This is a genomic window from Caballeronia sp. AZ1_KS37, assembly GCF_023631165.1.
Lineage (GTDB): Bacteria > Pseudomonadota > Gammaproteobacteria > Burkholderiales > Burkholderiaceae > Caballeronia > Caballeronia zhejiangensis.
Genome location: NZ_JALQDP010000029.1, coordinates 63,894 through 86,764 on the forward strand (window position 1 = coordinate 63,894; position 22,871 = coordinate 86,764).

At 63.8% G+C, this 22,871-nt stretch carries 22 protein-coding genes; 12 read left to right on the forward strand and 10 right to left on the reverse strand.

Going from position 1 to position 22,871, the window contains the following annotated elements:
- Window positions 1-3: 3 nt before the first annotated feature.
- Window positions 4-705: a protocatechuate 3,4-dioxygenase subunit beta gene (gene pcaH, locus NCS00_RS15795; RefSeq protein WP_033536333.1), complete on the reverse strand. Its 702-nt coding sequence runs from the start codon at window positions 703-705 to the stop codon at window positions 4-6.
- Between the two features lie 115 nt (window positions 706-820).
- On the opposite strand from pcaH, the gene pcaQ reads away from it, so the two are divergent.
- On the forward strand, window positions 821-1,759 hold the full coding sequence (gene pcaQ / locus NCS00_RS15800) for a pca operon transcription factor PcaQ (protein WP_034471860.1): 939 nt from the start codon (window positions 821-823) through the stop codon (window positions 1,757-1,759).
- 203 nt (window positions 1,760-1,962) lie between these two features.
- Window positions 1,963-2,331 carry a response regulator transcription factor gene (locus NCS00_RS15805; protein ID WP_250440469.1) on the forward strand — a complete coding sequence of 123 codons (369 nt, stop codon included), beginning with the start codon at window positions 1,963-1,965 and terminating at the stop codon, window positions 2,329-2,331.
- Between the two features lie 7 nt (window positions 2,332-2,338).
- Here NCS00_RS15805 and NCS00_RS15810 read toward each other — a convergent pair whose 3' ends face one another.
- Window positions 2,339-3,052: a lysophospholipid acyltransferase family protein gene (locus NCS00_RS15810; RefSeq protein ID WP_008353761.1), complete on the reverse strand. Its 714-nt coding sequence runs from the start codon at window positions 3,050-3,052 to the stop codon at window positions 2,339-2,341.
- Between the two features lie 153 nt (window positions 3,053-3,205).
- Here NCS00_RS15810 and pip point away from each other — a divergent pair, with 153 nt between their 5' ends.
- Entirely contained in the window at window positions 3,206-4,195 is a 990-nt protein-coding gene (gene pip / locus NCS00_RS15815; RefSeq protein ID WP_250440470.1) for a prolyl aminopeptidase, read from the forward strand.
- Window positions 4,196-4,207: 12 nt separating this feature from the next.
- Here pip and NCS00_RS15820 read toward each other — a convergent pair whose 3' ends face one another.
- Entirely contained in the window at window positions 4,208-5,428 is a 1,221-nt protein-coding gene (locus NCS00_RS15820) for an EAL domain-containing protein (RefSeq protein ID WP_144403698.1), read from the reverse strand.
- A gap of 325 nt (window positions 5,429-5,753) precedes the next feature.
- On the opposite strand from NCS00_RS15820, the gene NCS00_RS15825 reads away from it, so the two are divergent.
- The 3 genes from NCS00_RS15825 to NCS00_RS15835 all read left to right on the forward strand — a co-directional run bounded on the left by NCS00_RS15825 (window position 5,754) and on the right by NCS00_RS15835 (window position 10,631).
- Window positions 5,754-6,176, forward strand: coding sequence for a hypothetical protein (locus NCS00_RS15825; protein ID WP_008353757.1), 423 nt, complete (start codon window positions 5,754-5,756; stop codon window positions 6,174-6,176).
- A 554-nt stretch (window positions 6,177-6,730) separates the two neighbouring features.
- Window positions 6,731-7,507, forward strand: coding sequence for an N-acyl amino acid synthase FeeM domain-containing protein (locus tag NCS00_RS15830; protein WP_175979147.1), 777 nt, complete (start codon window positions 6,731-6,733; stop codon window positions 7,505-7,507).
- A gap of 154 nt (window positions 7,508-7,661) precedes the next feature.
- Complete coding sequence (locus NCS00_RS15835) at window positions 7,662-10,631, forward strand: putative bifunctional diguanylate cyclase/phosphodiesterase (RefSeq protein ID WP_008353755.1); 2,970 nt, start codon at window positions 7,662-7,664, stop codon at window positions 10,629-10,631.
- 10 nt (window positions 10,632-10,641) lie between these two features.
- Here the strand turns inward: NCS00_RS15835 and NCS00_RS15840 are convergent, their stop codons facing one another.
- On the reverse strand, window positions 10,642-10,851 hold the full coding sequence (locus NCS00_RS15840) for a hypothetical protein (RefSeq protein ID WP_008353754.1): 210 nt from the start codon (window positions 10,849-10,851) through the stop codon (window positions 10,642-10,644).
- Between the two features lie 172 nt (window positions 10,852-11,023).
- Here NCS00_RS15840 and NCS00_RS15845 point away from each other — a divergent pair, with 172 nt between their 5' ends.
- A complete protein-coding gene (locus NCS00_RS15845) occupies window positions 11,024-12,253 on the forward strand; it encodes an ROK family transcriptional regulator (RefSeq protein ID WP_250440471.1) in 1,230 nt (409 codons plus the stop codon).
- A gap of 1 nt (window position 12,254) precedes the next feature.
- On the opposite strand, the gene NCS00_RS15850 is transcribed toward NCS00_RS15845, so the two are convergent.
- On the reverse strand, window positions 12,255-12,878 hold the full coding sequence (locus NCS00_RS15850; protein ID WP_250440472.1) for a LysE family translocator: 624 nt from the start codon (window positions 12,876-12,878) through the stop codon (window positions 12,255-12,257).
- Window positions 12,879-13,007: 129 nt separating this feature from the next.
- Between NCS00_RS15850 and NCS00_RS15855 the strand changes: the two genes are divergently transcribed.
- The 3 genes from NCS00_RS15855 to hutI all read left to right on the forward strand — a co-directional run bounded on the left by NCS00_RS15855 (window position 13,008) and on the right by hutI (window position 16,521).
- A complete protein-coding gene (locus tag NCS00_RS15855; RefSeq protein WP_008353751.1) occupies window positions 13,008-13,472 on the forward strand; it encodes an Lrp/AsnC family transcriptional regulator in 465 nt (154 codons plus the stop codon).
- A gap of 155 nt (window positions 13,473-13,627) precedes the next feature.
- Entirely contained in the window at window positions 13,628-15,304 is a 1,677-nt protein-coding gene (hutU, locus tag NCS00_RS15860; protein WP_250435582.1) for a urocanate hydratase, read from the forward strand.
- Window positions 15,301-16,521 carry an imidazolonepropionase gene (gene hutI, locus NCS00_RS15865; RefSeq protein WP_008353748.1) on the forward strand — a complete coding sequence of 407 codons (1,221 nt, stop codon included), beginning with the start codon at window positions 15,301-15,303 and terminating at the stop codon, window positions 16,519-16,521. The genes hutU and hutI overlap by 4 nt, the downstream gene beginning before the upstream one ends.
- Before the next feature lie 65 nt (window positions 16,522-16,586).
- On the opposite strand, the gene NCS00_RS15870 is transcribed toward hutI, so the two are convergent.
- Window positions 16,587-16,838, reverse strand: a complete 252-nt coding sequence (locus NCS00_RS15870; RefSeq protein WP_008353746.1) for a GlsB/YeaQ/YmgE family stress response membrane protein — start codon at window positions 16,836-16,838, stop codon at window positions 16,587-16,589.
- Window positions 16,839-17,042: 204 nt separating this feature from the next.
- Between NCS00_RS15870 and NCS00_RS15875 the strand changes: the two genes are divergently transcribed.
- A complete protein-coding gene (locus NCS00_RS15875) occupies window positions 17,043-17,531 on the forward strand; it encodes a hypothetical protein (protein ID WP_008353745.1) in 489 nt (162 codons plus the stop codon).
- A gap of 97 nt (window positions 17,532-17,628) precedes the next feature.
- Here the strand turns inward: NCS00_RS15875 and NCS00_RS15880 are convergent, their stop codons facing one another.
- Window positions 17,629-19,443, reverse strand: a complete 1,815-nt coding sequence (locus NCS00_RS15880; RefSeq protein WP_250440473.1) for an OmpA family protein — start codon at window positions 19,441-19,443, stop codon at window positions 17,629-17,631.
- 140 nt (window positions 19,444-19,583) lie between these two features.
- Entirely contained in the window at window positions 19,584-19,820 is a 237-nt protein-coding gene (locus NCS00_RS15885) for a hypothetical protein (protein ID WP_008353743.1), read from the reverse strand.
- A 150-nt stretch (window positions 19,821-19,970) separates the two neighbouring features.
- On the opposite strand from NCS00_RS15885, the gene NCS00_RS15890 reads away from it, so the two are divergent.
- Window positions 19,971-20,267 carry a YciI-like protein gene (locus NCS00_RS15890; protein WP_008353742.1) on the forward strand — a complete coding sequence of 99 codons (297 nt, stop codon included), beginning with the start codon at window positions 19,971-19,973 and terminating at the stop codon, window positions 20,265-20,267.
- A gap of 13 nt (window positions 20,268-20,280) precedes the next feature.
- Here the strand turns inward: NCS00_RS15890 and NCS00_RS15895 are convergent, their stop codons facing one another.
- Entirely contained in the window at window positions 20,281-21,273 is a 993-nt protein-coding gene (locus NCS00_RS15895) for a LysR family transcriptional regulator (RefSeq protein WP_250440474.1), read from the reverse strand.
- 187 nt (window positions 21,274-21,460) lie between these two features.
- Complete coding sequence (locus NCS00_RS15900) at window positions 21,461-22,726, reverse strand: mechanosensitive ion channel family protein (protein WP_250440475.1); 1,266 nt, start codon at window positions 22,724-22,726, stop codon at window positions 21,461-21,463.
- Window positions 22,727-22,871: the final 145 nt, after the last annotated feature.

The following is a 22,871-nucleotide window of genomic DNA, read 5'->3' on the forward strand; positions in this document are numbered from 1 at the left end:
CGGTTACTCCGTCGGCGTTTGGTCCGGGCCGCGCAGCACGATGTCGAATTCGTAGCCGAGCGCGTAGTTTTCCTGCGTCGTGTCGATCGAAAAGGCCGAAACCAGACGCTTGCGAGCGTGCTCGGGAATGCCTTGGTAGATCGGATCGAGATCGAGCAGCGGATCGCCGGGGAAATACATCTGCGTGACGAGGCGCGAGCCGAAATATTCGCCGAAGAGCGAGAAGTGGATGTGCTGCGGACGCCACGCGTTCGGGTGGTTGCCCCACGGATACGCGCCCGGCTTGATCGTCATGAAGCGATAGCGGCCTTCGTCGTCGGTCAGGCAGCGGCCCGCGCCGAGGAAGTTCGGATCGAGCGGCGCATCGTGCTGGTCCGCCTTGTGCACGTAGCGGCCGGCGGCGTTCGCCTGCCACACTTCCACGAGCGTGTTGCGCACCGGACGGCCGCCTTCGTCGAGCACACGGCCCGTCACGATGATCCGCTCGCCGAGCGGTTCGCCGTTTTTCGCGGCGTTACGGGTGAGGTCGTTGTCGAGCACGCCCAAGTCTTCAGCACCGTAGACCGGCACGCGGCGGTTGCGCAGATTTTCCTTCAGCGGAATGAGCGGCAAACCGGGGCTGCGCAGGACCGACGACCGGTAACCCGGCGACAGATACGCGGGATGGGATTCCCAGTCACGCGGTGTGAGGATGGGGGAGGTCATGTCGACTGTCTCCTGTATTTGTGGAAGTTGAATAGGATGTTTCTGACGGCTACTTTATAGAACGACACAAGTTATGGAAAATGATGTTTCGTGCCATCTTGCATAACGGATCGTCATGGATACCGATTTCACCAACACCCGCGTCAAGTTCCGGCATCTCCAGTGTTTTCTGGCCGTCACGCAACTCGGCAGCGTGCAGCGCGCCGCCGATAGTCTGTCGATCACGCAGCCCGCCGTTTCCAAAACGATCGGCGAGCTCGAATCCATTCTAGGCGTGCGGCTGTTCGAGCGTGGGCGGCGCGGCGCGGTGCCTACGCGCGAGGGCCGGCTCTTCGCGCCGCACGCGAGCGCGTGCGTGGCGTCGCTGCGCGAGGGCGTCGACATGCTTCTGCGGGAACGTGGCGACGTGCCGGGATCCATTTCGATAGGCGTTCTGCCGACGGTCGCGCCGGTGCTGCTTTCGCCCGCGCTGACATCGTTCCGGCAGCAGTGGCCGGCGGTGTCGCTGTCCGTCTGGACCGATTCCAACGCGCTCTTGCTGGAAAAGCTGAAGGCGGGCGACGTCGATCTCGTCGTCGGACGCTTGTCCGAGCCGGAAGCGATGCACGGGCTGTCCTTCGAGCAGATTTATCGCGAGCCGCTCGCGGTGGTCGTGCGCCGCGAGCATCCGCTGACGCTCGAAACGCCGCTCACGCCCGCGCTGCTCGCGCGCTTCGTGATCGTCGTGCCGCCTTTCGGCACGCTGATCCGTCAATCGGCGGAAAGCGTGCTGACCGCGTTCGGCGCGCACGCGCTGACGGCGCTCGTCGAAACGTTGTCGGTGTCGCTTGGGCGCGCGCTCGCGATGAACAACGACGCCGTGTGGTTCGTGCCGGCCGGCGCGGTCGAGCAGGACATCGGCCTCGGACTGCTCGCCGCGCTGCCGATGCCCTTCGCGGGCACCGACGAGCCCATCGGCCTGATCCGCCGCAACGACGCCGCGCGCACGCCGGTGGAAGAAGCGCTCGTCGACGCACTGCGCGACGCCGGCCGCTCGCGCGCCGGGAGCAAATGACCGCCGACGCCGGGCGGCGCGCAAGTTGCTGAAGCAGCATTTACCGCGCAGATTTGGCGCGAAAGAAATACTATGACAAAAAGCTGCAGATAAGCGGTGACGGCAACCATCGGCCTTGGCGGCAGTCACTACCGATGTTGCCGGCAGCCTTTGTCCTGCACCTCCCGCCGCACAAACGCGCCGCACTCGAACAAGTTCGCAAGATGAAGACTGTACTGCTCGTCGACGACGACCCCGCCACCATCGAAGCCTGGACCATCTCTATGCAAGGCGAGGATTGCAATGTCTTATGCGCGTTCGACGGCAACAAGGCGTTGTCGATACTCGGCGAACAGAGCGTGGACATCGTCGTATCGGACTGGATGATGCCGGGCTTGGGCGGCGCGCTGCTCTGCCAGACGATGAAGAACGACGCGTCGCTCGCGCACATTCCTTTCCTGATGATTTCGGGGCATCCGAACCCGCCGGCGTTCGTCAGCTACGACGGCTATTTGCGCAAGCCCGTCGACGTGGGGACGCTGATCGCCGCGGTGAACCGCTTGTGCGCCGCAAAGAAACGTCCGCCGTATTGAGCGCCGTCTAGCGCAACACGGCGAGCGCATCGTCCATTTGCGACTGCGCGAGGCGGTTCAATTCCTGCGGAATCTGGCAGTCGAGCGGCAGGCAGGGCGTGACGATCACGCGGATATGCCCGCCGCGATCCGGCCACCCTTTCGCCGGCCAGACCTTGCCCGCGTCGTGGACGACAGGTACGACCGGCACCTTCGTCGCGCACGCGAGACGCACGCCGCCCGACGCCAGCTTGAGCGGCGCATCGTGCGCGACGCGCGTGCCTTCCGGAAAGATCACGACGGAATCGCCCTTTTTCAGCCGCGCGGCGCATTCGCGCGTCACGGCCGTATGCGCCTGACGGATCGAGCCGCGGTCGAGGCTCACCATGTCGAGCCCGCGCAGCACCCAGCCGAAAAACGGAATGTTCATGAGTTCGTGCTTGAACACGAAGCTGATGCGTCGCGGAAAGAGCGCCATGAACGAAAGCGTTTCCCACGTCGATTCGTGACGCGACAGGATGATGCACGGCCCGTCGGGCAGATGCTCCAGACCTTCGATCGAGCACGTCACGCCGGTGATGACGCGCATCATCACGACCATCGCGCGGCACCAGAGCTTCGCGAGCCGGTAACGTCCGTTGCGGCCGACGAACGGAAAGAGCGGCAGGATCAGAATCGACCAGACGATGCCGCTGCCCAGCAGATAGGTTGCAAAGAGCCACTTGACGAGGGTGCGTCGCATCGGGATTCGTGAATGACTGTGGGATGAACGGCGGGAATCCGCAAGCATAGCGTATCGGGTGAAACGCCCCGGATCGGCGTTTCGCGTCATGCGGCGTCATCGAAGCGATGCAACAATGGACCCCGACAAAACACACAGCAAGGAAACAGCGCAATGGAAAATCAGACGCCGGTGCAGTTCGACGAAGGCATGCTCGACGTGGGCGACGGTCATTCGATCTACTGGCGCGCGCAGGGCCCGCGCGACGCGCCGGTGATGCTCGTCGTGCACGGCGGCCCCGGCGGCGCGATGAACGTCAAATGGGCCGAGGTGCTGGAGCAGGACAAATGGCGCGTCGTGTTCTTCGATCAGCGCGGCTGCGGCAAGTCCACGCCGTTCGGCAAGCTGGAAGCGAACGGCATCGATGCGCTCGTCGGCGATATGGAAAAGCTGCGCGTCGCGTTACAGATCGAGCAATGGGCGATTTTCGGCGGCTCGTGGGGCACGACGCTCGGGCTCGCGTATGGCGTCGCGCATCCCGAGCGCTGCACGGGCTTTCTGCTGCGCGGCATCTTTCTCGCGCGGCGCGAGGACATCGACTGGTTTCTATGGGACGTGCGGCGCGTGTTTCCGGAAGCGCATCGCGCGTTCCTCGATGCCATCGAGGCGGCGTGCGGCCAGCGTCCCGCGAACGGGCAGGACATTTTGCGGATGACCGAAGCGCCGCTCGCGCGCTTCGACGAAGCCGGCACGCGGCTCGCGCGCGCGTGGACGCAGTACGAGACGACGCTTTCCGTCGTCAACAAGCCCGAGAAGGAACCGGCCGAGGAAGAGAAACGTCCGAGCGCGGAAGCGAACGCGGCGGCGATCTCGATGGCGTTGCTCGAACGGCACTACATGGCGAACGAGCTGCCGCCGATCCCGCTCTTGCCGCTCATCGCGCGAATTGCGCATCTGCCTTGCCGGATCGTGCATGGCCGCTTCGACATGGTGTGTCCGGCCGATCAGGCGCTCGACCTCGCGGCTCACTGGCCGGGCGCGGAACTGACCGTCGTGAATGCGGCGGGACACTGGACTTTCGAGCCCGGCAATGTCGCGGCGCTGCGCGCGGGCGCGGCGGCGCTGGCCGATGCGATCGCGCAGACGAAGCGCGCGACCGCCTGAGACGCTGAAGAGTCAGAGAATCGCGGGCGCCGCTTCGCTCAGGCGACGCCAGTCGAGATCGACGCCGATCACGACCGGTTTGGCGTTGCGCTGCGTCGCGATCGTCAGCGTCACACATAGCGACGTGCCCGTCACCGAGAGATACGGCGTGCTCGCGACGACCTGCTGCGGCTTCGCGTGCGCATCGACGAAATACGGACGATTGTCCCAGCGGCCCGTCGACGGATCGGCGATCGGCGCGAACCGCGCGGTCGGCGATCTCGCGGCCGCGCCCGCCAGGCCGGGCATGAACTCGCGGCCGCCCTGATCGAGGAAAAAGCAACTCAGCGTGCACGGCTGCGCGAGCAGGTCGGCGCAAGAGGCTTCGGCCGTCGCGCCCGACGCGAAACGCCGCGCCGCCTGCGTGAGTCCCGCGCGATAGGGCAGCAGAAGCAGATCGCCCGCGAGGCGCTCGGTGCGGCGCATCTGCGCGAGCGTGTCGAACACGTCTTCGAAAAGCGGCGTGACCGCGCCGCGCTCGGCGAGCCGCACCGACGGCATGCCGAGCAGATAGCCCTGGACGAAATCGACGTTCGAGCGCGCCGCCAGCATCAGATCCTTGTGCGTCTCGATGCCTTCGGCGACCACGAACATGCCCGACTCGTGCAGCAGATCGACGAGCTTCGGCAGCAACGCGTCGCGCATGTGAGCGCTTTTCGCCCGCACGAGACTGCGATCGAGCTTGACGATGTCCGGCCGCAGCGTCAGCAGCCGGTCGATGTTGGAATGCCCCGCACCGAAATCGTCGACCGCGACGAGAAAGCCTTGCGCGCGAAAGGAACGCGTCGCGCGCGCGATTTCCGCGACGTCCGTGCCGCCGGATTCGAGCACTTCGATCACCAGTTGCTCGGGCGCGAGACCGGATGCGCGCGTGGCCGCCGCGAGCCGCGCGGCATAGCCGGGATCGGTGAAGGTCGCCGGATTGATGTTGACGAAGAGCCAGTGCGCGGCGGGCAGCATCGGCGCCGCGTTGCGCAGATGCGTGAGATGGCTCATGCGGTCGAGCTCGGTCAGCTTGCCCGCGACGATCGCGCGCGCGAAGAGATCGAACGGTCCGACTAGCGCGCGGTCTTCGGCTTCGCCGCGCAACAGCGCCTCGTAGCCCACCTCGCGCTGGTGCGGCAGGCTGTAGATCGGTTGCAGATGCGTGCGCAGCGTGATGCCGTCGACGATCTCCGTATGTCCGGTCAGCACGTTCAGGGACGCTGTCGCGGCGGCCGCACGGCGGTGCCCGGAGACGGCATGCGGGAAGCGAGCGCCGGCGGACGAACGCACAAAGGAGCAGTCAGGTCGATGAACGGCACGGCAGTCACGCGTTTCGGTGGGGATGAGCGCAATATCGGCTGGTCGCGTGCAAACTTGAGCGCGATCCGTCCATGCGTCGGGCGGGCTTTGTCGTCTCCGGTTTGCCGCCGACGCCCGCGCGACCTATCTTTGTTGGTGCGATGCTACGATCCGCGTGCAACTTAAGCCGGGCCGTGCCCGTCGAAAGTCGCAACGAACCCCTTGAGAGAGATAGATGGCGCAACAGAAAACCAACCCCAAACTCGAGCAGGCGCTGACGCGCGGCGATCTCGCGATCCGCCAGGCCAACTCGGGCCGCGCCACCGCGGTGCTGCGCGCGCTCGGCAAGATGATCGTCGAGGCGTCGGCGACGATCGGCGTCGAGGCGCACGTCGTCATCCACGACGGCGACAAGATCTACGATCCGGCCGACGGCGTCTGGCCGCAGCAATTGCTCGTGTCGCTCGACGGTCCGGTCGAGGATAACGATCCGGACGAAATCCGCACCATCACGCTGCTCGCCGACACGCCCGCGACGATTTTCCGCTGCGAGTGGCAACGCGCCGACGGCAATATCGGGCGGCAGGAAGGCCGTCCGCTCGCGATGGTCGCGTTCATTACCGACGTGGATATCCCCTGGCTAGACGAAGAGGACTGATTTTTTAATTCGCTTCAGCGCGTTACATACTGCCGACACGATTATGTCGTGATAGAGCGGGCGTCCTTTCGGAAGGACGCCCGCTTTTTTTCGTCCTCCCCGATCGCCTTTCGGCAATCCCAAACTTTGCATTCTTTTGGTTTCGCAGAATCTGCGAAGAAAAATGTAAGCAAACGTTACCGAACCCCTTTTATTAAATGTTTTCCAGCGTTTACGCGATGCTCCGCGACTGTTCGCCGAACGCTATTCTCCTGAATGCCTCTCGCGTCGGCCGGTGGCTGCTTACCCTCGTTCTTTCACCCTCATCGGGCGCGCATATACCTTCCTGGCATATGCATATTTCGGTTTGCGGCTGCGGCCGACGATTGGCTTTTTCGCCGATTAGAGGCTTTCTTCCACTGAATTAGCCCAAAAGTTGCTGAGAAACAGCGGCAAGCGCGCACCCCCTTTTTCGACTTCGTGAGAGGCTCGACCCGCCCGTGTAAGGAACCCTCCAATAAACGTCCTCAACACGCGGCACCTTTCCAATCGCCAAGAAAAAATGGGGTTTACAAATGGAACGTCTGAACCTTGCCAACAATGCCGCCGCTAACCAGACCGAATCGGCGGTACGCCCGACTCTCACGGTCGTCCCCGCGCTTCAGAAAACGGAGCGCATGCCGTTTACTATCCGTATCGTCGAAGACGATGGCGGACTTCAGAAAGCCGTGAGCATCAGACGTTCGGCCTACGGGCGGCATCTGCCCGAATTCGCCGAAAAGATGACGATCGAGCCGTCGGACCGCGATCGCGGCACGGCGGTGCTTCTCGCGGAATCGAAACTCGACGGCGCACCGCTCGGGACGATGCGTATTCAGACCAATGCGTACGGCCCGCTCGCCGTCGAGCAGTCGGTGCGTCTGCCGGATCATCTGGCGACGAGCCGCCTCGCGGAAGCGACGCGTCTCGGCGTCGCGGGCGGCATGGTGGGGCGGGTGGTGAAAGTGGCGCTGTGCAAGGCGCTCTGGATGTTCTGCGAACTGCACGGGATCGACTACATGGTGATCACGGCGCGCACGCCGCTGGATCGGGAGTATGAGGCGATGCTCTTCAAGGATGTTTTCGGCGTCAACGAATTCCTGCCGATGTCGCATGTCGGCGGGCTGCCGCATCGCGTGCTCGCGAAGGACGTCGCAGCGGCGCGCCAGCGCTGGGAAGAAGCCCGTCATCCGCTCTTCAATTACATGGTGAACACGCATCACCCGGACATCGATTTGCATTCTGTAGATTTATCTTTTGACTGGGAACCGGTACGATGCCCAGACGCTCCGTTGATGGCTTACGGCAGGTAAAAGAAACGGACGATCGTATTTAGGACGGTAATAGCGAATAACCGGACCAAGAGCGGTCCGGTTGGCCAAAAGCGGCGGCGCGCGGGGCTTCGGCCTCCGCCGCTGTCTGCGCCGGCGCATTTCGCGCTGGGCGCAAACGGGGGTTTTTCCAAGAATGGCGTCGGTTATTCCAGCTTCCTTATCGAGATTCAGACGCACGGGCTCGTGGATCGACGACGCGCTGTACGCGGTCGCCGTTTACGCTGTGCCTTTTCTGATTTTGCTCGGTACGATCGCCACGCTCTATTTCCTTCCGCGTCAATACGAAACGCGCGGCGCGGTTCCGCTCCAACTGCGCGTCGTCGCCGATAAAGCCGCGATCATGAATCCCGGCGACGCGCTCGTGGCGCTTCGAGGCGTCACGCCGGTATCGCGCTACAGCACGCGTCTTTCGGAAAAGCCGGTCTGGTTCAGTTTCACCACGCCAAGCATGAGCGCGCATTCATCGACGGTCGTCGAATTGCCGTCGCGTCACGCGCAAACGCTTGCCTGCTGGAACGCGGACACGCTTGCGCCGCTCGGCGAGGCGAGCCGCGAATCCGTCAGCGGCCAGATGCGCGCGGTTAAAGCCGGTTTCTCGATTCACGTCGGGCGATTGAAAGAACCGGAAAACATTCTCTGCCGGGGCACATTTTCCGGACCCGCGCAAATCAACGCATTTACATGGGAATGGCAAGGCCTCCGTAATTCGGCGCTCGATTTTCAGGAAAGCTCCGGATTGATCGCCGGCGGTTTGCTGACGCTCGCGGTATTCGTCTTCGTGACGGCGCTCATCAATCACGAATGGACCTATGTGATTTTCGCGGTATGGCTCGTCGGCAATCTGCGCCTCTGCGCAAATGCGATGGGCTGGGACATGCAATGGCTCGGCCGCGTATTGCCGACCGAATACATTCAGCCATTGCGGCAAATCACCTTCGCGGCCTATTACCTGTTGACGGCCGCGCTCTTTCAACAGCTTTTCCGGCGCGAGTTGCGCGTGGTCGGTTATCGCTGGCTGCTGCGCGTCATTCAGTACGTCGGCATTGTGCTGCTCGCCGCCGCGATCGCGTTGCCGTATGAGCTTTTCATTCCGACGCTCTGGGTCATCGCGGGTTTCGGCATTTGCGTGCTGTTGTTCTTCCTCGCGCGGCTCGTGTGGATGGCGCGTTCGCGCACCGTGCTGTGGTATGTCGCGTCGCTCGCGATCGTGCTTTTCTCCACGTTCTCCGAAGTGCTCGGCGCGGCCTTCGGGCTGAAGGTGCTCGTCGGCGGCGTCAATACGGTGATGGCCGCGCTGTCGTCGAGCATGATGGCGGCGTTCGCGATCGCCGAGCAGATGCGCGCGGAACGCGATTTCCGCCGCCAGGCGCAGATGGAACTGCGCAACACCTACGAAGTCACGCCGATCGGCCTCTTCACGCTCGATTCCGACGGTCACTTCGTGCGCGCCAATCCGGCGTTGCGCGCGATGCTCGATCTGCAAAAGGCCGACTACAAGGTGCGGCACTGGAACGACTACTTCGAAGCCGGCGCGTGGGGCGCGCTGCAGGCGCTCGCGTCGAAGGGCAGCGACGGCGAACTCGAAATGGGCGGCTCGCCCGAACGCGGCACCGCCGAGCGCCGCTATCTGTTGAAGGCAATCCGCTCGAACGGCTGGATCGAAGGCTCGCTGCAGGACACGACCGAACGGTCGAAGGCCGTCGAGCGCCTGCGCTTTCTCGCCGAGCACGATTCTCTGACGGGCTCGCTCAACCGGCGCGGCGTCGAGAAGGCGATTGCCGCGCAAAGCGAAGAGACGCTGCCGTGGGCGCTGGCCTATGTCGATCTCGACCGCTTCAAGCTCGTCAATGATCTCTTCGGCCATCGCAGCGGCGACGAAGTGCTGCGCCAGGTCGCGGCCCGCACGCGCGCGCACTTCGCGCGCAGTTATCCGGTCGGACGCATCGGCGGCGACGAATTCGTCTGCGTGATGCACGACACGTCGATCGAAGACGCCATCGCGCAATGCCGCGAACTCATCTCCATTTTGTCGGATGCGCCGTATCAGGTCGGCAATCGCGCGTTTCAGGTGAAGGCGTCGATCGGTCTCGTCGAATGCTCGCAGGGCGTGCGCGTGCAGGACGCGCTCTCACACGCGGATCGCGCGTGCCGGGAAGCGAAAAAGGTCGCGCACACGCATCTCGTCACGTACCGCAAGGGCGCGGCGGCGTTCGAGGAGCGCGCGGAGGAACTGAAGCTCGTCGAGACGCTCGGGCGCAATCGCCTGCCGCCGGGACTTTTCCTCGTGATGCAGCCGATCATGTCGCTCACCAAGCCGACCGAATCGCTCAACTTCGAAGTGCTGCTGCGCATGCGCGCGCCCGATGGCGCAACGCTGCCTGCAGGCAAGGTGATCGTCGCGGCGGAGGAATCGGGCAACATTGCGGCGATCGATCGCTGGGTCATCTCGACGCTGCTGGACTGGATCGAAGCGCATCGGCATCAGCTCGGCAACACGCAGTTCATTTGCGTGAATCTTTCAGGCGGTTCGCTGAACGACGAGCAGTTCATGGAGGATATCTTCGCGCTCTTCGCGCGGCATCAGTCGATCGTGCATTACCTGTGCCTCGAAATCACGGAAAGCGTTGCGCTGCACGATCTGGAGAACACGCAGCGTTTCATCGCGCGCGTGCACGACATGGGCGGCAAGATCGCGCTCGACGACTTCGGCGCCGGCTACACGTCGTTCAAATATCTGAAGGCGCTATCCGCCGATGCGCTCAAGATCGACGGCGAATTCGTGCGCTCGATGTGCGCGCATCCGGCCGATATCGCCATCGTCGAGGCGATCGTCGCGCTGGCGCGCAATCTCGGCATGCGCAGCGTCGCGGAGTGGGTCGAGGACATCGATACCTTGCGCGCGCTGCAGGAGATCGGCGTGGACTATGTGCAGGGTTTCCTCGTCGCGCGGCCGCAGGACAGCTCGGCGATTCTCGCGGCGAGCTCGGCTGCGAGCTTCGTCAAGGATCCGGAAGTCATCGGTTTCGTCGAAAGCCTGTCGGAGCCGGTGCAGGCGACCGTCTTCGACTACGAATGGCACGCGCGCGCCTCGGGCACGCACTGAGCGGCGCGCGTCAAGCCGTCTTCATCTCGTTCAAAATCTTCGCCGCCGCGATGGGAATGCGCGTGTCTTCCCATTGCGCGAGCCATTGAATCTCCTTGCGCGTGAAATAGCCGGGATGGTTGCGCAGCGCGAACTGCAAAGAATCGACGATGTGATCGCGAATGATTTGCGGCGCGTTTTCGTCGTTGACGATCGCGTGAAGGGCTTCCAGGGTGCTCATGTTTTCGATAAGACGAGGTTGATCGGCGATGACGCTCTCCCGAACATAACCGACTAAAAATCCGGAAAAAATTCGGCGCGGATGTTTAAATAAAAGGACTCGAATTAATCCAGCGGGGACAAACACATGAATCGCTCACGGCGCGCACGCTCGCGCCACGAGGCACGCGCCGATGTCTGAGCGGCCCGCGCACAAAGCTTCGATGCACTCCATCGGCTCGAATCAACTGGGCGTGCGCCAGTTCAACGAGCGCATCGTCTTGCAGGCAATCCGCCTGCATGGCGCGCTGCCGAAGGCCGATGTCGCGCGCATGACGCGCCTGTCGATGCAGACGGTGTCGCTGATCGTCGATCATCTGATCGAAGACGGCCTGCTCGCTAAAGAGCCGCGTTCGCGCGTGCGCGGGCGCATCGGGCAACCGTCGGTGCCGATTTCGCTGCGCGCGGACGGCGCGTTTTCCATCGGCGTGAAAGTGGGGCGGCGCAGCCTCGACGTGCTGTCGATGGACTTCGCCGGCAACGTGCGCACGCGCGAAACGCTGGAGTATCCCTATCCGGATCCGCATACGCTGTTTCCCGCGCTGGAAGAGCGACTCGCGCGCGTCACCGCCGCGCTCGGCGACGACGCGCGCAAGATCGCGGGCATCGGTGTCGCGGCGCCGTTGTGGATCGGCGGCTGGCGCGATTTCTTCGACACGCCGCCCGACGCGCTCGCGGCGTGGGACGACATCGACATCCGCGCGCGCATCGAAGCGATGACCGCGCTGCCGGTCGAATTCGCGAAGGACACGACCGCTGCGTGCGCCGCCGAACTCGTGATGGGCCAGGGGCGCGGGCTGCGCGATTTCCTGTATGTGTTCATCGGGACGTTCATCGGCGGCGGGCTTGTCATCGATGGCCGATTGCACGCGGGACCGGGCGGGAATGCGGGCGCGATTGGATCGCTGCCGCTCGTCGGCGGAGGCGGAGGGAAAGGCAAGCGCGCCGGGCAGTTGCTCAACACGGCGTCGGTGTACGTGCTGGAAAAGGCGCTCGCCGCGGCGGGCGCGCCGGCCGCCGCGGCGCACGATGAGCGCGCGTGGTCGCCGGAGTGGCGCGCGCTGTCGGAAGCGTGGATGCGCGAGACGTGTCCCGCGATCGCGACGGGCATCGCGTCGTCGGCTGCATTGCTCGATCTCGAAGCCGTGGTGATCGACGGTGAAATCGACCGGAATCTGCTGCGCGAAGTCATTGGCCGCACCGATGCGGCGCTCGGCAACTTCGACTGGCAAGGCATGACGCGGCCGCGTCTCGTCGAAGGGCAGATCGGCCCCGACGCCCGCGCGATGGGCGGCGCGATCCTGCCGCTTTACGCGCACTTCGCGCCGAAGCACGAGCTCTTTCTGAAGCCGCTCGACGTCTGAATCATTCGAGCGAAAGGCGCGCCGCGAATGCGAGCAGCGCCGCGGAGAACGTCCAGCGCTGCACCGTCTGCGCTTTCGGATGACGGCGCAGCCAGCCGGAAATACGCACCGCGCCCGCCGCGAGCGTCAGGTCGAACGCGACGCCGACAACGACCAGCACGACGCCCAATTCCACCACTTGCGACCAGACCGGCCCCGTCTCCGGCCGCACGAATTGCGGCAGCAGCACGGAGCAGAACAGCAGCGCCTTCGGATTGAGGATGCTGCTCAGAATGCCTTTCGCGTAGGCAGAGCGCAGCGTGGATGCAGTGTGTCCGGATGCGGCTTCGAGTCCGAAAGCGGGCGAGCGGAAGATCTGGATCGCCACGTACGAGAGATATAGGCCACCCGCGATACGCACGCCGTCGTAAAGCCACGGCGCGCTGCGCAAAAGCGCTGCAACGCCGAGCGCCGACAGCGTGACGTGCGTCGCGCGTGCCGTGGCGAGACCGGCGGCGACGGCGAGTCCGCGGCGGAATCCGCGCGTGCCGCTCGTCTGCAGCACGAGCGCCATGTCCGGTCCGGGCAGCGCGTAGACGACCGCGAGCGCGCCGATGAAAACCCAAAGCAAGTGTGCCGAAACCATGATGCGCTCCTGTTCAGAAGGCTTTATCGTGCCACTTCGGAAAGAGCGATTTATGGTCTTTTGAGGCGATTTTGCGAGTCGGGTTGCAGCTTTCCTCTAAGATCAGAAGAGTTTAAAGGGGATGGCACCATGACCGAAATCGACCGCATCGATCGCGCGATGCTTGCTGCGCTCCAACACGACGGCCGCATGCCCGTCGCGAAACTGGCCGAGCGCGTCGGCCTGAGCGAAACGCCGTGCGCGCGCCGTCTCAGGCGTCTCGAAAGCGAGGGATTCATCGACGGCTATCGCGCCGTGCTGTCGCGCAAGGCGCTGGAACTGGGCGTCGTCGCGTTCGCGCAGGTGCGCTTCAGCGTGCACGACCGCGCGCTCTCGGATCGCTTCGAGCGCGAAATTCAGGGCATTGCCCGCATCGTGTCGTGCCACAACATTTCGGGGACGGCGGATTATCTGCTTCAGATCATCGCGCGCGATCTCGACGAATACGGCATCTTCATGCGCGACGTGCTGCGGACTTTGCCGGGCGTCACCGCCGTGGAATCGATGCTCTCGCTGCGTGAAGTCAAACGCGACAGCGGGCTTCCCCTGCCGTGAAGATTGTCTAGACAAGGAGCGACATCGCTCGAATGGGAAGCCTCGGGATTCCCCTAATACAACGTAAGTTGTATATACAAGAAGATGAAGTGAACTCGACGCGGGTTGTCGTTCGCGTCTGTCCACACTCACTTCTTGATGCGCAGGAGCAATCCGTGACTTCGACTTCCCGTTTTCGCGACACCGAGATCCGCGCGCCGCGCGGCACGCAACTCAGCGCAAAGAGCTGGCTGACCGAAGCGCCGCTGCGCATGTTGATGAACAATCTCGATCCCGAAGTGGCCGAGAATCCGAAGGAACTGGTCGTGTACGGCGGCATCGGCCGGGCGGCGCGCGACTGGGCGTGCTACGACAAGATCGTCGAAACGCTGAAGCGTCTGGAAGCGGACGAGACGCTGCTCGTCCAGTCGGGCAAACCAGTCGGCGTGTTCAAGACGCACGAAAACGCGCCGCGCGTGCTGATCGCGAATTCGAACCTCGTGCCGCACTGGGCGAACTGGGAGCACTTCAACGAGCTCGACGCGAAAGGTCTCGCGATGTACGGCCAGATGACCGCTGGAAGCTGGATCTATATCGGCAGTCAGGGCATCGTGCAGGGCACGTATGAAACCTTCGTCGAGGCCGGGCGACAGCATTACGGCGGCGATCTCAAAGGTCGCTGGGTGCTTACCGCCGGTCTCGGCGGCATGGGCGGCGCGCAGCCGCTCGCGGCGACGCTCGCGCTCGCGTGTTCGCTGAACATCGAATGTCAGCAGAGCCGCATCGATTTCCGTCTGAAGACGCGTTACGTCGACGAACAGGCGACCGATCTCGACGACGCCCTCGCGCGCATCCGGCGCTACACGTCCGAAGGCCGCGCGATCTCCATCGCACTGTGCGCGAACGCGGCGGACGTGCTGCCCGAACTCGTGCGTCGCGGCGTTCGGCCGGACTTGGTCACCGATCAGACCAGCGCGCACGATCCGCTCAATGGCTATCTGCCGAAAGGCTGGACGTGGGCGCAATATCGCGATCGCGCGCAAAGCGATCCGGCGGCGACCGTGAGGGCCGCGAAGCAATCGATGGCGGAGCACGTCCGCGCGATGCTCGCGTTCCGCGAACAGGGCGTGCCGACCTTCGACTACGGCAACAACATCCGCCAGATGGCCAAGGAAGAGGGCGTCGAGAACGCGTTCGACTTCCCGGGCTTCGTGCCGGCGTATATCCGGCCGCTCTTCTGCCGCGGCGTCGGGCCGTTCCGCTGGGCCGCGCTCTCGGGCAATCCCGAGGACATCTACAAGACCGATGCGAAGGTTAAGGAGATCATCGCCGATGACGCGCATCTGCATCGCTGGCTCGACATGGCGCGTGAGCGGATCAGTTTTCAGGGCTTGCCGGCGCGCATCTGCTGGGTCGGCCTCGGGCTGCGCGCGAAGCTCGGCCTGGCGTTCAACGAGATGGTGCGCAACGGCGAATTGTCGGCGCCGGTCGTGATCGGCCGCGATCATCTCGATTCCGGCTCCGTCGCGAGCCCGAATCGCGAAACCGAAGCGATGCAGGACGGCTCGGACGCCGTGTCCGACTGGCCGCTGCTCAACGCGCTGCTGAACACGGCGAGCGGCGCGACGTGGGTGTCGATCCACCACGGCGGCGGCGTCGGCATGGGCTTTTCGCAGCACGCGGGCGTCGTGATCGTCTGCGACGGGAGTCGTGAAGCCGATGCACGCATCGCGCGCGTGCTGCACAACGATCCGGCGACGGGCGTCATGCGCCATGCCGATGCCGGTTACGACATCGCGATCGAATGCGCGCGCGATCAAGGCCTCGATCTGCCGATGATCGACAAGCGATGAAGAAGCTCTGGCAACACTGCCACGCCGCGACGATGGCCGGCGGCAAGTATTCGGTCATCGACGACGCGGCGATCCTGACCGATGGCGCGCGCATCGAGTGGATCGGACCGCGCGCGGCCGCGCCGGATATCGGCGAATGCGAACGTGTCGAACTCGATGGCGCGTGGGTGACGCCGGGTCTGATCGACTGTCACACGCATCTGGTTTTCGGCGGCGATCGCAGCGGCGAATTCGAGGAGCGGCTCGAAGGCGTGAGCTACGCGGAGATCGCGGCGCGCGGCGGCGGCATCGCGAGTACGGTGCGCGCGACGCGCGAAGCCAGCGAAGACGCGCTGTTCAAAGCGGCGAAAACACGCGCGCTCGGCCTGCTGCGCGAAGGCGTGACCACGCTCGAAGTGAAGTCAGGCTACGGGCTCGATCTCGCGAACGAGCGGAAGATGCTCGCCGTCGCGCGTCGTCTCGGCGAAGCGCTGCCGCTGACCGTGCGCGCGACCTGCCTCGCCGCGCACGCGTTGCCACCCGAGTACGCGAATCGCGCGGATGACTATATCGCCCATATCTGCGATGAGATGCTGCCAGCGCTCGTCGAAGAAGGCCTGGTCGATGCCGTCGATGCGTTTTGCGAGCACATCGCGTTCTCGACGGAGCAAGTCGAGCGCGTGTTCCGATGCGCGCGCGATCTGGGCGTGCCAGTCAAAGTGCACGCGGAGCAGTTGTCGTCCCTGCATGGATCGTCGCTGGCGGCGCGGTATCGGGCGTTGTCGGCGGATCACCTCGAATACATGACCGAGGACGACGCCATCGCGATGGCGCAATCCGGCACCGTCGCCGTGCTTTTGCCGGGCGCGTTTTACATGTTGCGTGAAACGCAGTTGCCGCCCATCGACGCACTGCGGCGGCATCGTGTGCCGATCGCGCTCGCGAGCGATCTGAATCCGGGAACGTCGCCCGCGCTTTCGCTGCGCATGATGCTCAACATGGCCTGCACGCTCTTTCGCCTGACGCCCGAAGAAGCGCTCGCCGGCGTGACCTTGCATGCGGCAAAGGCGCTCGGCTTGCACGCGACGCACGGATCGCTCGAAGCGGGCAAGACCGCCGATTTCGTCGCCTGGCGCATCGGCAGGCCGGCCGAGCTTTCGTACTGGCTCGGCGGCGCGCTCCCGAACCGCGTCGTGCGGGGCGGTGCGGAGGTCGATATCGAGCGCATCGCCCGATGAAACAAACGCCTCGTCCGAACCGGAACGAGGCGTTTCACCAAGAAAAGAAACGATGAGGCGCGGCGTTACGTGCGCTTGCGGATCATTCCCCAGACGACGAGCAGGATGATTGCGCCGATCACCGAGGCGATCCAACCCGCCGGTTGTCCCGGCTGATACCAGCCGAGCGCCCGGCCGACGTACCCCGCGATCAGCGATCCGGCGATGCCGAGGACGATGGTCATGATCCAGCCCATGCTGTCGTCGCCCGGCTTCAGTGCGCGTGCGATGAGACCGACGACGAGTCCGACGATCAAAGTACCGATAAATGCAAGCATGCGGTCGCTCCTTGACTAAGTTTTACGGCGTTTTGATTGCGTTTGCGGAAGGATTCCGGACGATCCGGTACATCCAAAGTAGCACGGCGCAATGCGTTTGGGTATGACACTGGCCGTTCGGCTAACCCGTGGAGCACGAACGATGCCGCGTCCCGCCCCAAGGTAAAATTCGTCGCATTGCCTCTCTGCATGCGTTGCTACGATATGACCGATTCCGAATTCCCCTCCACCGACGAAGCCATCCACGAAGACCGCCTCTGGCGCGACGACGGCTGGACCGCGCGCGTCATCAAGAACGAGGACGACGACGGCTGGGCCGTCGAGATGATTCAGGCGGGCGAGGCGGAACCCGCGCTCGTCGGCCCGTGGACAATGGGCCGCGACAAGAAAAATCCGAAGCCGCTCGATGCAGGCGCGTTCCGCACGCTCGTCAAGACGGCGTCGGAAGTCTTGCGTCGCCATGAACAGCAACGTCATGCGATGTTGAACAAGAACGTCACCATCGACGTGCGGGGTGAGGACATCACCGTCACGCTGGAGATCGTTCCGGATGAAGACGATCCCTACGCCAATCTCAAAGCCTTCGATGCGTACGGCGCGCAGCTCGCGTTCGTGCGTGTGTCGCCGGCGTTCAAGCTCAGCAAGGCGAGCGCCGAACGCTGGGCCGAGAACGATTTCGCCAAGCCGAACTGAATCGGCTGCAGACCGCGCATGGCGCGGGCACAAATAGAAACGCCGTCGCGCTTTCGTGCGACGGCGTTTGAAGAAATCTTGCGAGTCGAAGCGGCGCTCAGCCCTTTCTGACGACGAACTCGATTCGGCGATTCGCGAAACGTCCGCTGGCAGTATCGTTGTCGGCGATCGGATTGGCGTCGCCGTAGCCCGCTGCCGTGAGCGATTGCGGCGGCACGCCGTTACGCACGAGGAAGCCTCGGACCGCCTGAGCGCGTTCCTTTGACACTTCCAGCTTGGCCGCCGCTCCGCCCTGGGCATCCGAATAACCCGCGATTTCGAGATTCACCATCGAACCCTTGGCCGCGCAGTTCTTGAGCAGCTGCGCCGTCTCGCCGAGCGTGGCGTAGGCGCTTTCCGGCACCTGCGCACTCGAGCGCTCGAAATTGACAACCTGAAGGTCGAGCACGCGCGTCAGCTTGTCGCCGGAGCAAGGCGTGTCCGTGGCGAGCAGGCTCTTTAGCGCGCTGCGAAAGGATCGTGTCGCCGTGGCGACCGCGCCGTCCACGTCGAACGCCGCGACCTGGAACATGCCGCCGAGCGAGCTTCTCATCCTATCGACCCAGCCGAGCTTCGCGTTTGCGGCCGCGCCGCTCAGTTCCACCTTCGAGCCGGTGATCTTGGCTTCCGCGCCGGGCACGGCCATGAGCGGGAAGAAGTCGCTCAGACGCGAAAGCCAGGCTGCCGGGCGTGTTTCGGCAACGACGGAAATATCAGCCGTGTAGGCTTTGCCGAAGCGAGCCGTCAATGCGTCGATGAGATGCTTCTTCTCTGCTTCGGTGCCGACCGTCGCCTCGATCGCCGGGACGCCCGCCGAGTTGACGCTGAACAGCAACTGCGCGTCTTTCCATGAAGCCGGCGCGGCTTTCATTGCCGAGGCCGATTGCGGTGCCGCCGCCGTGTTGGCCGACGCATCGATGGATGACACGGCCGGCGTTTCATCGCTGACCGGCGAGACCGATGGCGTCGCGGAGGAAGCCTGCGTCGACGCATCGGCGACCGGCTGCGTGGCTGGCGCGGCGCTCAGATCGACGCTTTCGCCATGCGTGAAGCCACGGTAATAGACGAGCGCGAGGATGACGGCCAACACAGCGAAAAGCAGCCAGATCCACTTGTTCGAACGCTTCTCCGCCGGCTTGCGAACCGGTGCGCGCATCGGCGGCGGCGAGGGGGGCAAGGACGGCGCGGGCTTGGGCGCCGGGGCGCTTTGCGTGACGGCTTTCACGACGGGTTCGGGCGCAAGCGCTACCGCGACGTCGCCGTCGATGCGCGGTTCGAGGCTCGATGCGACGGTATCGAGGCGCGGCGTGATGCAACTGGTGAAGCCTTCGGTGTTGCCAACGCCGATGGCCGTCGCGACCGCGTTCGACATCGACGAATTGATCTCGCCGACCTGATCGCGCAGGAGCTTGGGCACCTGCGGCAGTCCCCACTGTGCAAGCAGGAAGTGGCGTTTCATGACGCCGAACAGCACGGCCGCCACGATGCCCGCGAGCGCCGACGTCGCTTGCGTCGGAACGCCGGTTTCTGCCGAGACGGCGTCGGTCAGGGCATCGACACGCTGGCCCGTCGCGAGCGCGGCAAGCGAGTGCCCGGTGGTTTCGAGCTGCTTGAGCCCGCCGGTGGTGGCGATCAGCTTTGAGAACTGTTCCGCGATGTAGGCGTTGGTCTCCGGCTGCATGATGACGGCGTAGACCGACTGCGAGCCGGGCACGAGCGTCGCCCGGTCCATGAGCGAGGCGACGAGTCCGGGCGCGATGCGCGCCGCGAGTTGCCGGACCATTTGCCCAGGTATGCCGAACTGCTGCGACAACTGCTCCGCGACGTTTTCCGAGATCGCGGCGTTGACCGCCTGGACCAGATTGATGCTCATCGACTGAATTTCCTTTCTACATGAGCGCTTAACGCAAGCGCAGAAGCGCAGCGGATTCTATATGCACAGTTATCCTAAAAAGAATCGTGCAAACTTCTTTACAAAAACGGTGCTTCGATGCGACTTGCCTTACGCTTTTTTTAGCGTGCAAGCGGGCTCATTTGCGAGAAAAATTTGAGAATCCGCTTGCAGGCGATGCCGAGCCACGACGGTTCGGCGGGCGCGGTTTCCGCGCTTTTCACGGAAAGCGCGACGAGCGACAGCATGGAATGAGACTGGATGAGCGTGCGATACGAAGCGTCGAGCGGCGACGTCCACGCGCACGAGCGGCAATCGTGCTTCGCGCACATATTGCAGGGAGGTTGATCGCGGTTCATGGCAGAGTCCTTTACAAGTATCCGCTCATGATCTTCGATACGGGATCGCAAGGCGATCAGAGCCTTCCGATTGAACTCTTGGTTTTATTTTCGGAAATAGGACAAACTAGCTTGATAAATCCGGCACTGTTCGCACCAAAGGAGATGGCGATGCACTACCTGTTGATTTACGAACTTCGGTCTGACTATCTGGAGCGCCGCGCGCAGTTTCGCGATGAACATCTGGCGCTCGCGTGGGCGGCGGTCGAACGGGGCGAAATCGTGCTCGCCGGGGCGCTCGATGCACCCACCGATCGCGCGATGCTGCTGTTTCACAGCGAATCGCCCGCCGCCGCCGAAGATTTCGCGAAGAACGATCCTTACGTGACGAACGGGCTGGTGGAGCGTTGGGAAGTGCGCAAGTGGAACACGGTCGTGGGCGCGAACGCAGCCACGCCCGTGCGATAGCGCGACGCGAAGATCACGCGTCGGCGGTTTCTTCCTCCGGCCGGTCCCGCCGCGAGGAACCGCGCCGCTGCGCCGAGCGATACAGGCTCGTCAACGTATCGTCGATCTGTTGCGAACGCTCGAAGAGCGTCGCGAGCCAGTCGACGAACGCGGATACGCGCGGCGTCGCCTGACGGCTCTTCAGGAACGCCACCGACACCTTGAGCGGCGGCGATTTCCATTGCGGCAGCACTTCGCGCAACTGTCCCGAGCGCAGATAAGGCTGCGCCGCGATCCGCAGCGGCTGAATGAGCCCGAGCCCTTCGACGCCGCACGCGAGGTACGCGTGCTCGTCCGCGACCTGAACGAAACCGCGCATCTTCATCGTGACGGCTTCGCCGTCGACAGCGAAATCGAAATCGGCCGGGCGCCCGCTTTTCTCGGCAAGACAGTTCACCGCGACGTGCTGCGCGAGCTCGTCGAGCGTTTCCGGCGTGCCGTGCTTCTCCAGATACGCGGGACTCGCGCACGTCACCTGTTCGAGCGTGCCGAGCCGGCGCGCGATCAATCCGGAATCGGGCAATTCGCCGAGCTGCACGCTGCAATCGACGCCTTCGCCGACGAGATCCACATTGCGATTGCCGATGCCGATCGACAGTTCGATCTGCGGATAGCGCGCGTGGAACTCCGGCAGGGCGGGCACGACGATCGACGTCGCGACGGTATCCGGCATTTCGACGCGCAGCCGTCCGCGCAGGCGCTCTTCGCCCGCGCCGAAACCGGATTCGAGCTCGTCGATATCGGCGAGAATTTGCGCGCAGCGCTCGTAATAAGCGGCGCCGTCGACGGTGAGATTCAGGCGCCGCGTCGTGCGTGCGAGCAATTGCACGCCGACTAGCGCTTCGAGTTGTTGCACGGTCGTCGAAACACTCGCGCGCGGCATGCCGAGCGACTCGGCGGCGCGCGTGAAACTGTTCGTATCGACGACACGCGTAAAGACACGCATGGCATGGACGCGATCGATCACGTTGAGTTTTCCTTTTATGACGATTGAATGGCGATGCGCGAGAAAAAACGACTTCACCGCGGCTGCGAAACCGCGGAAAAAAGGCGCATCGGCGATGGTTGAATCGTACGGACGGGAAGCGTCAACGTGAATACACAAAAATGGCGGATTCTTGCCTGATTCTTTTCGACGGCGAATCCTGCGCGCGTCACAGCATCGGCATTTCGCCGCGCAGGCGGCCCGCGACGCCCGAGAAGTCGCTGCCCGACGGCGCCTGATAAAGCCGCAGGCCCATCTCGGGAAGGATCGAGAGCAGATGATCGAAGACGTCGCCCTGAATGCGCTCGTATTGCGTCCACGCGGTCGTCGCGGTGAAGCAATAAACCTCGACAGGGATGCCGTCCGATTGCGGCTCCATCATTCGCACCATGATCGCCATGTCCTGGCGAATCTCCGGATGGCGCTGCAAAAACGCAAGCCCGTACGCGCGGAACGTGCCGATGTTCGTGAGCCGCCGCCGGTTCGCGGGCTCGTTCGCGAGTTCGCCGAGATTGCGGTTGGTTTGCTCCACCTCGGTCTGCTTCTGTTCCAGATAATCGTGCAGCAGGCGAAAGCGTTTCAGGCGCGCAGTCTCTTCCTCGGTGAGAAAGCGCACGCATTGCGCGTCGATACGCATCGTCCGCTTGATGCGCCGCCCGCCCGATTCGAACATGTGCCGATAGTTGCGATAGCTCTCCGAAAAGAGCTTGTAGGTCGGCACCGTGGTCACGGTGTTGTCCCAGTTCTGCACCTTGACGGTGTGCAGCGCGATGTCCTTCACGAAGCCATCGGCGGCGGCTTGCGGCATTTCGATCCAGTCGCCGATGCGCAGCATGTCGTTCGACGTCAGTTGCGTGCTCGCGACGAGCGACAGCAAGGTGTCCTTGAACACGAGCAGCAGCACGGCCGAGAGCGCGCCGAGACCGGAGAGCATCCAGAGCGGCGAACGGTCGATCAGTATCGACAGGACGAGCACGCCGCATACGAGCGCGAGTCCGAGCTTGCCGATCTGGATGTAGCCTTTGATCGAGCGTGTCTGCGCTTCCTTGCTTTCCGCATAAACGTCCTGCCACGCGGACAGGGCGCTGCCCGCGGCGAAGAACATGCAGATCCACGCGCCGCCGTGCGCGACGCGGCCGATGATCGTCGCCCAGTGGCCGATGCGCGGCACTTCGTCGATGCCGAGCGCGACCGTCGCGAACGGCACCGCATACCAAAGCCGGTGATAAGCGCGATGCTTGATGAACGCGCGGTCCCACTTCTGATGCCCCGCGAGCACGAGCAGGCGATGCGCGACATGGAGCACGATGCGGGCCACGACCCATTGCACGAAGAGCGCGATCATTGCGAGCGCGACGAGACCCGCGACCGTTTGCGCCCACGGATGAATGGCGAGCAGATGCGGCAGCGGATCGGGCAGGAAATCGAAATTCATAGGGATCGTGGAGGACTGAAGACGCGCGATCTTGCATCGCGACGCACTCCGTATTGTGCATGATCGTGCGCGTTCGAGGCATCGGATGCGGCCGAGTTGCGGGCCGTGGCGCGCCTTATCGAAAACCCGAGTTCGATGAAAATGA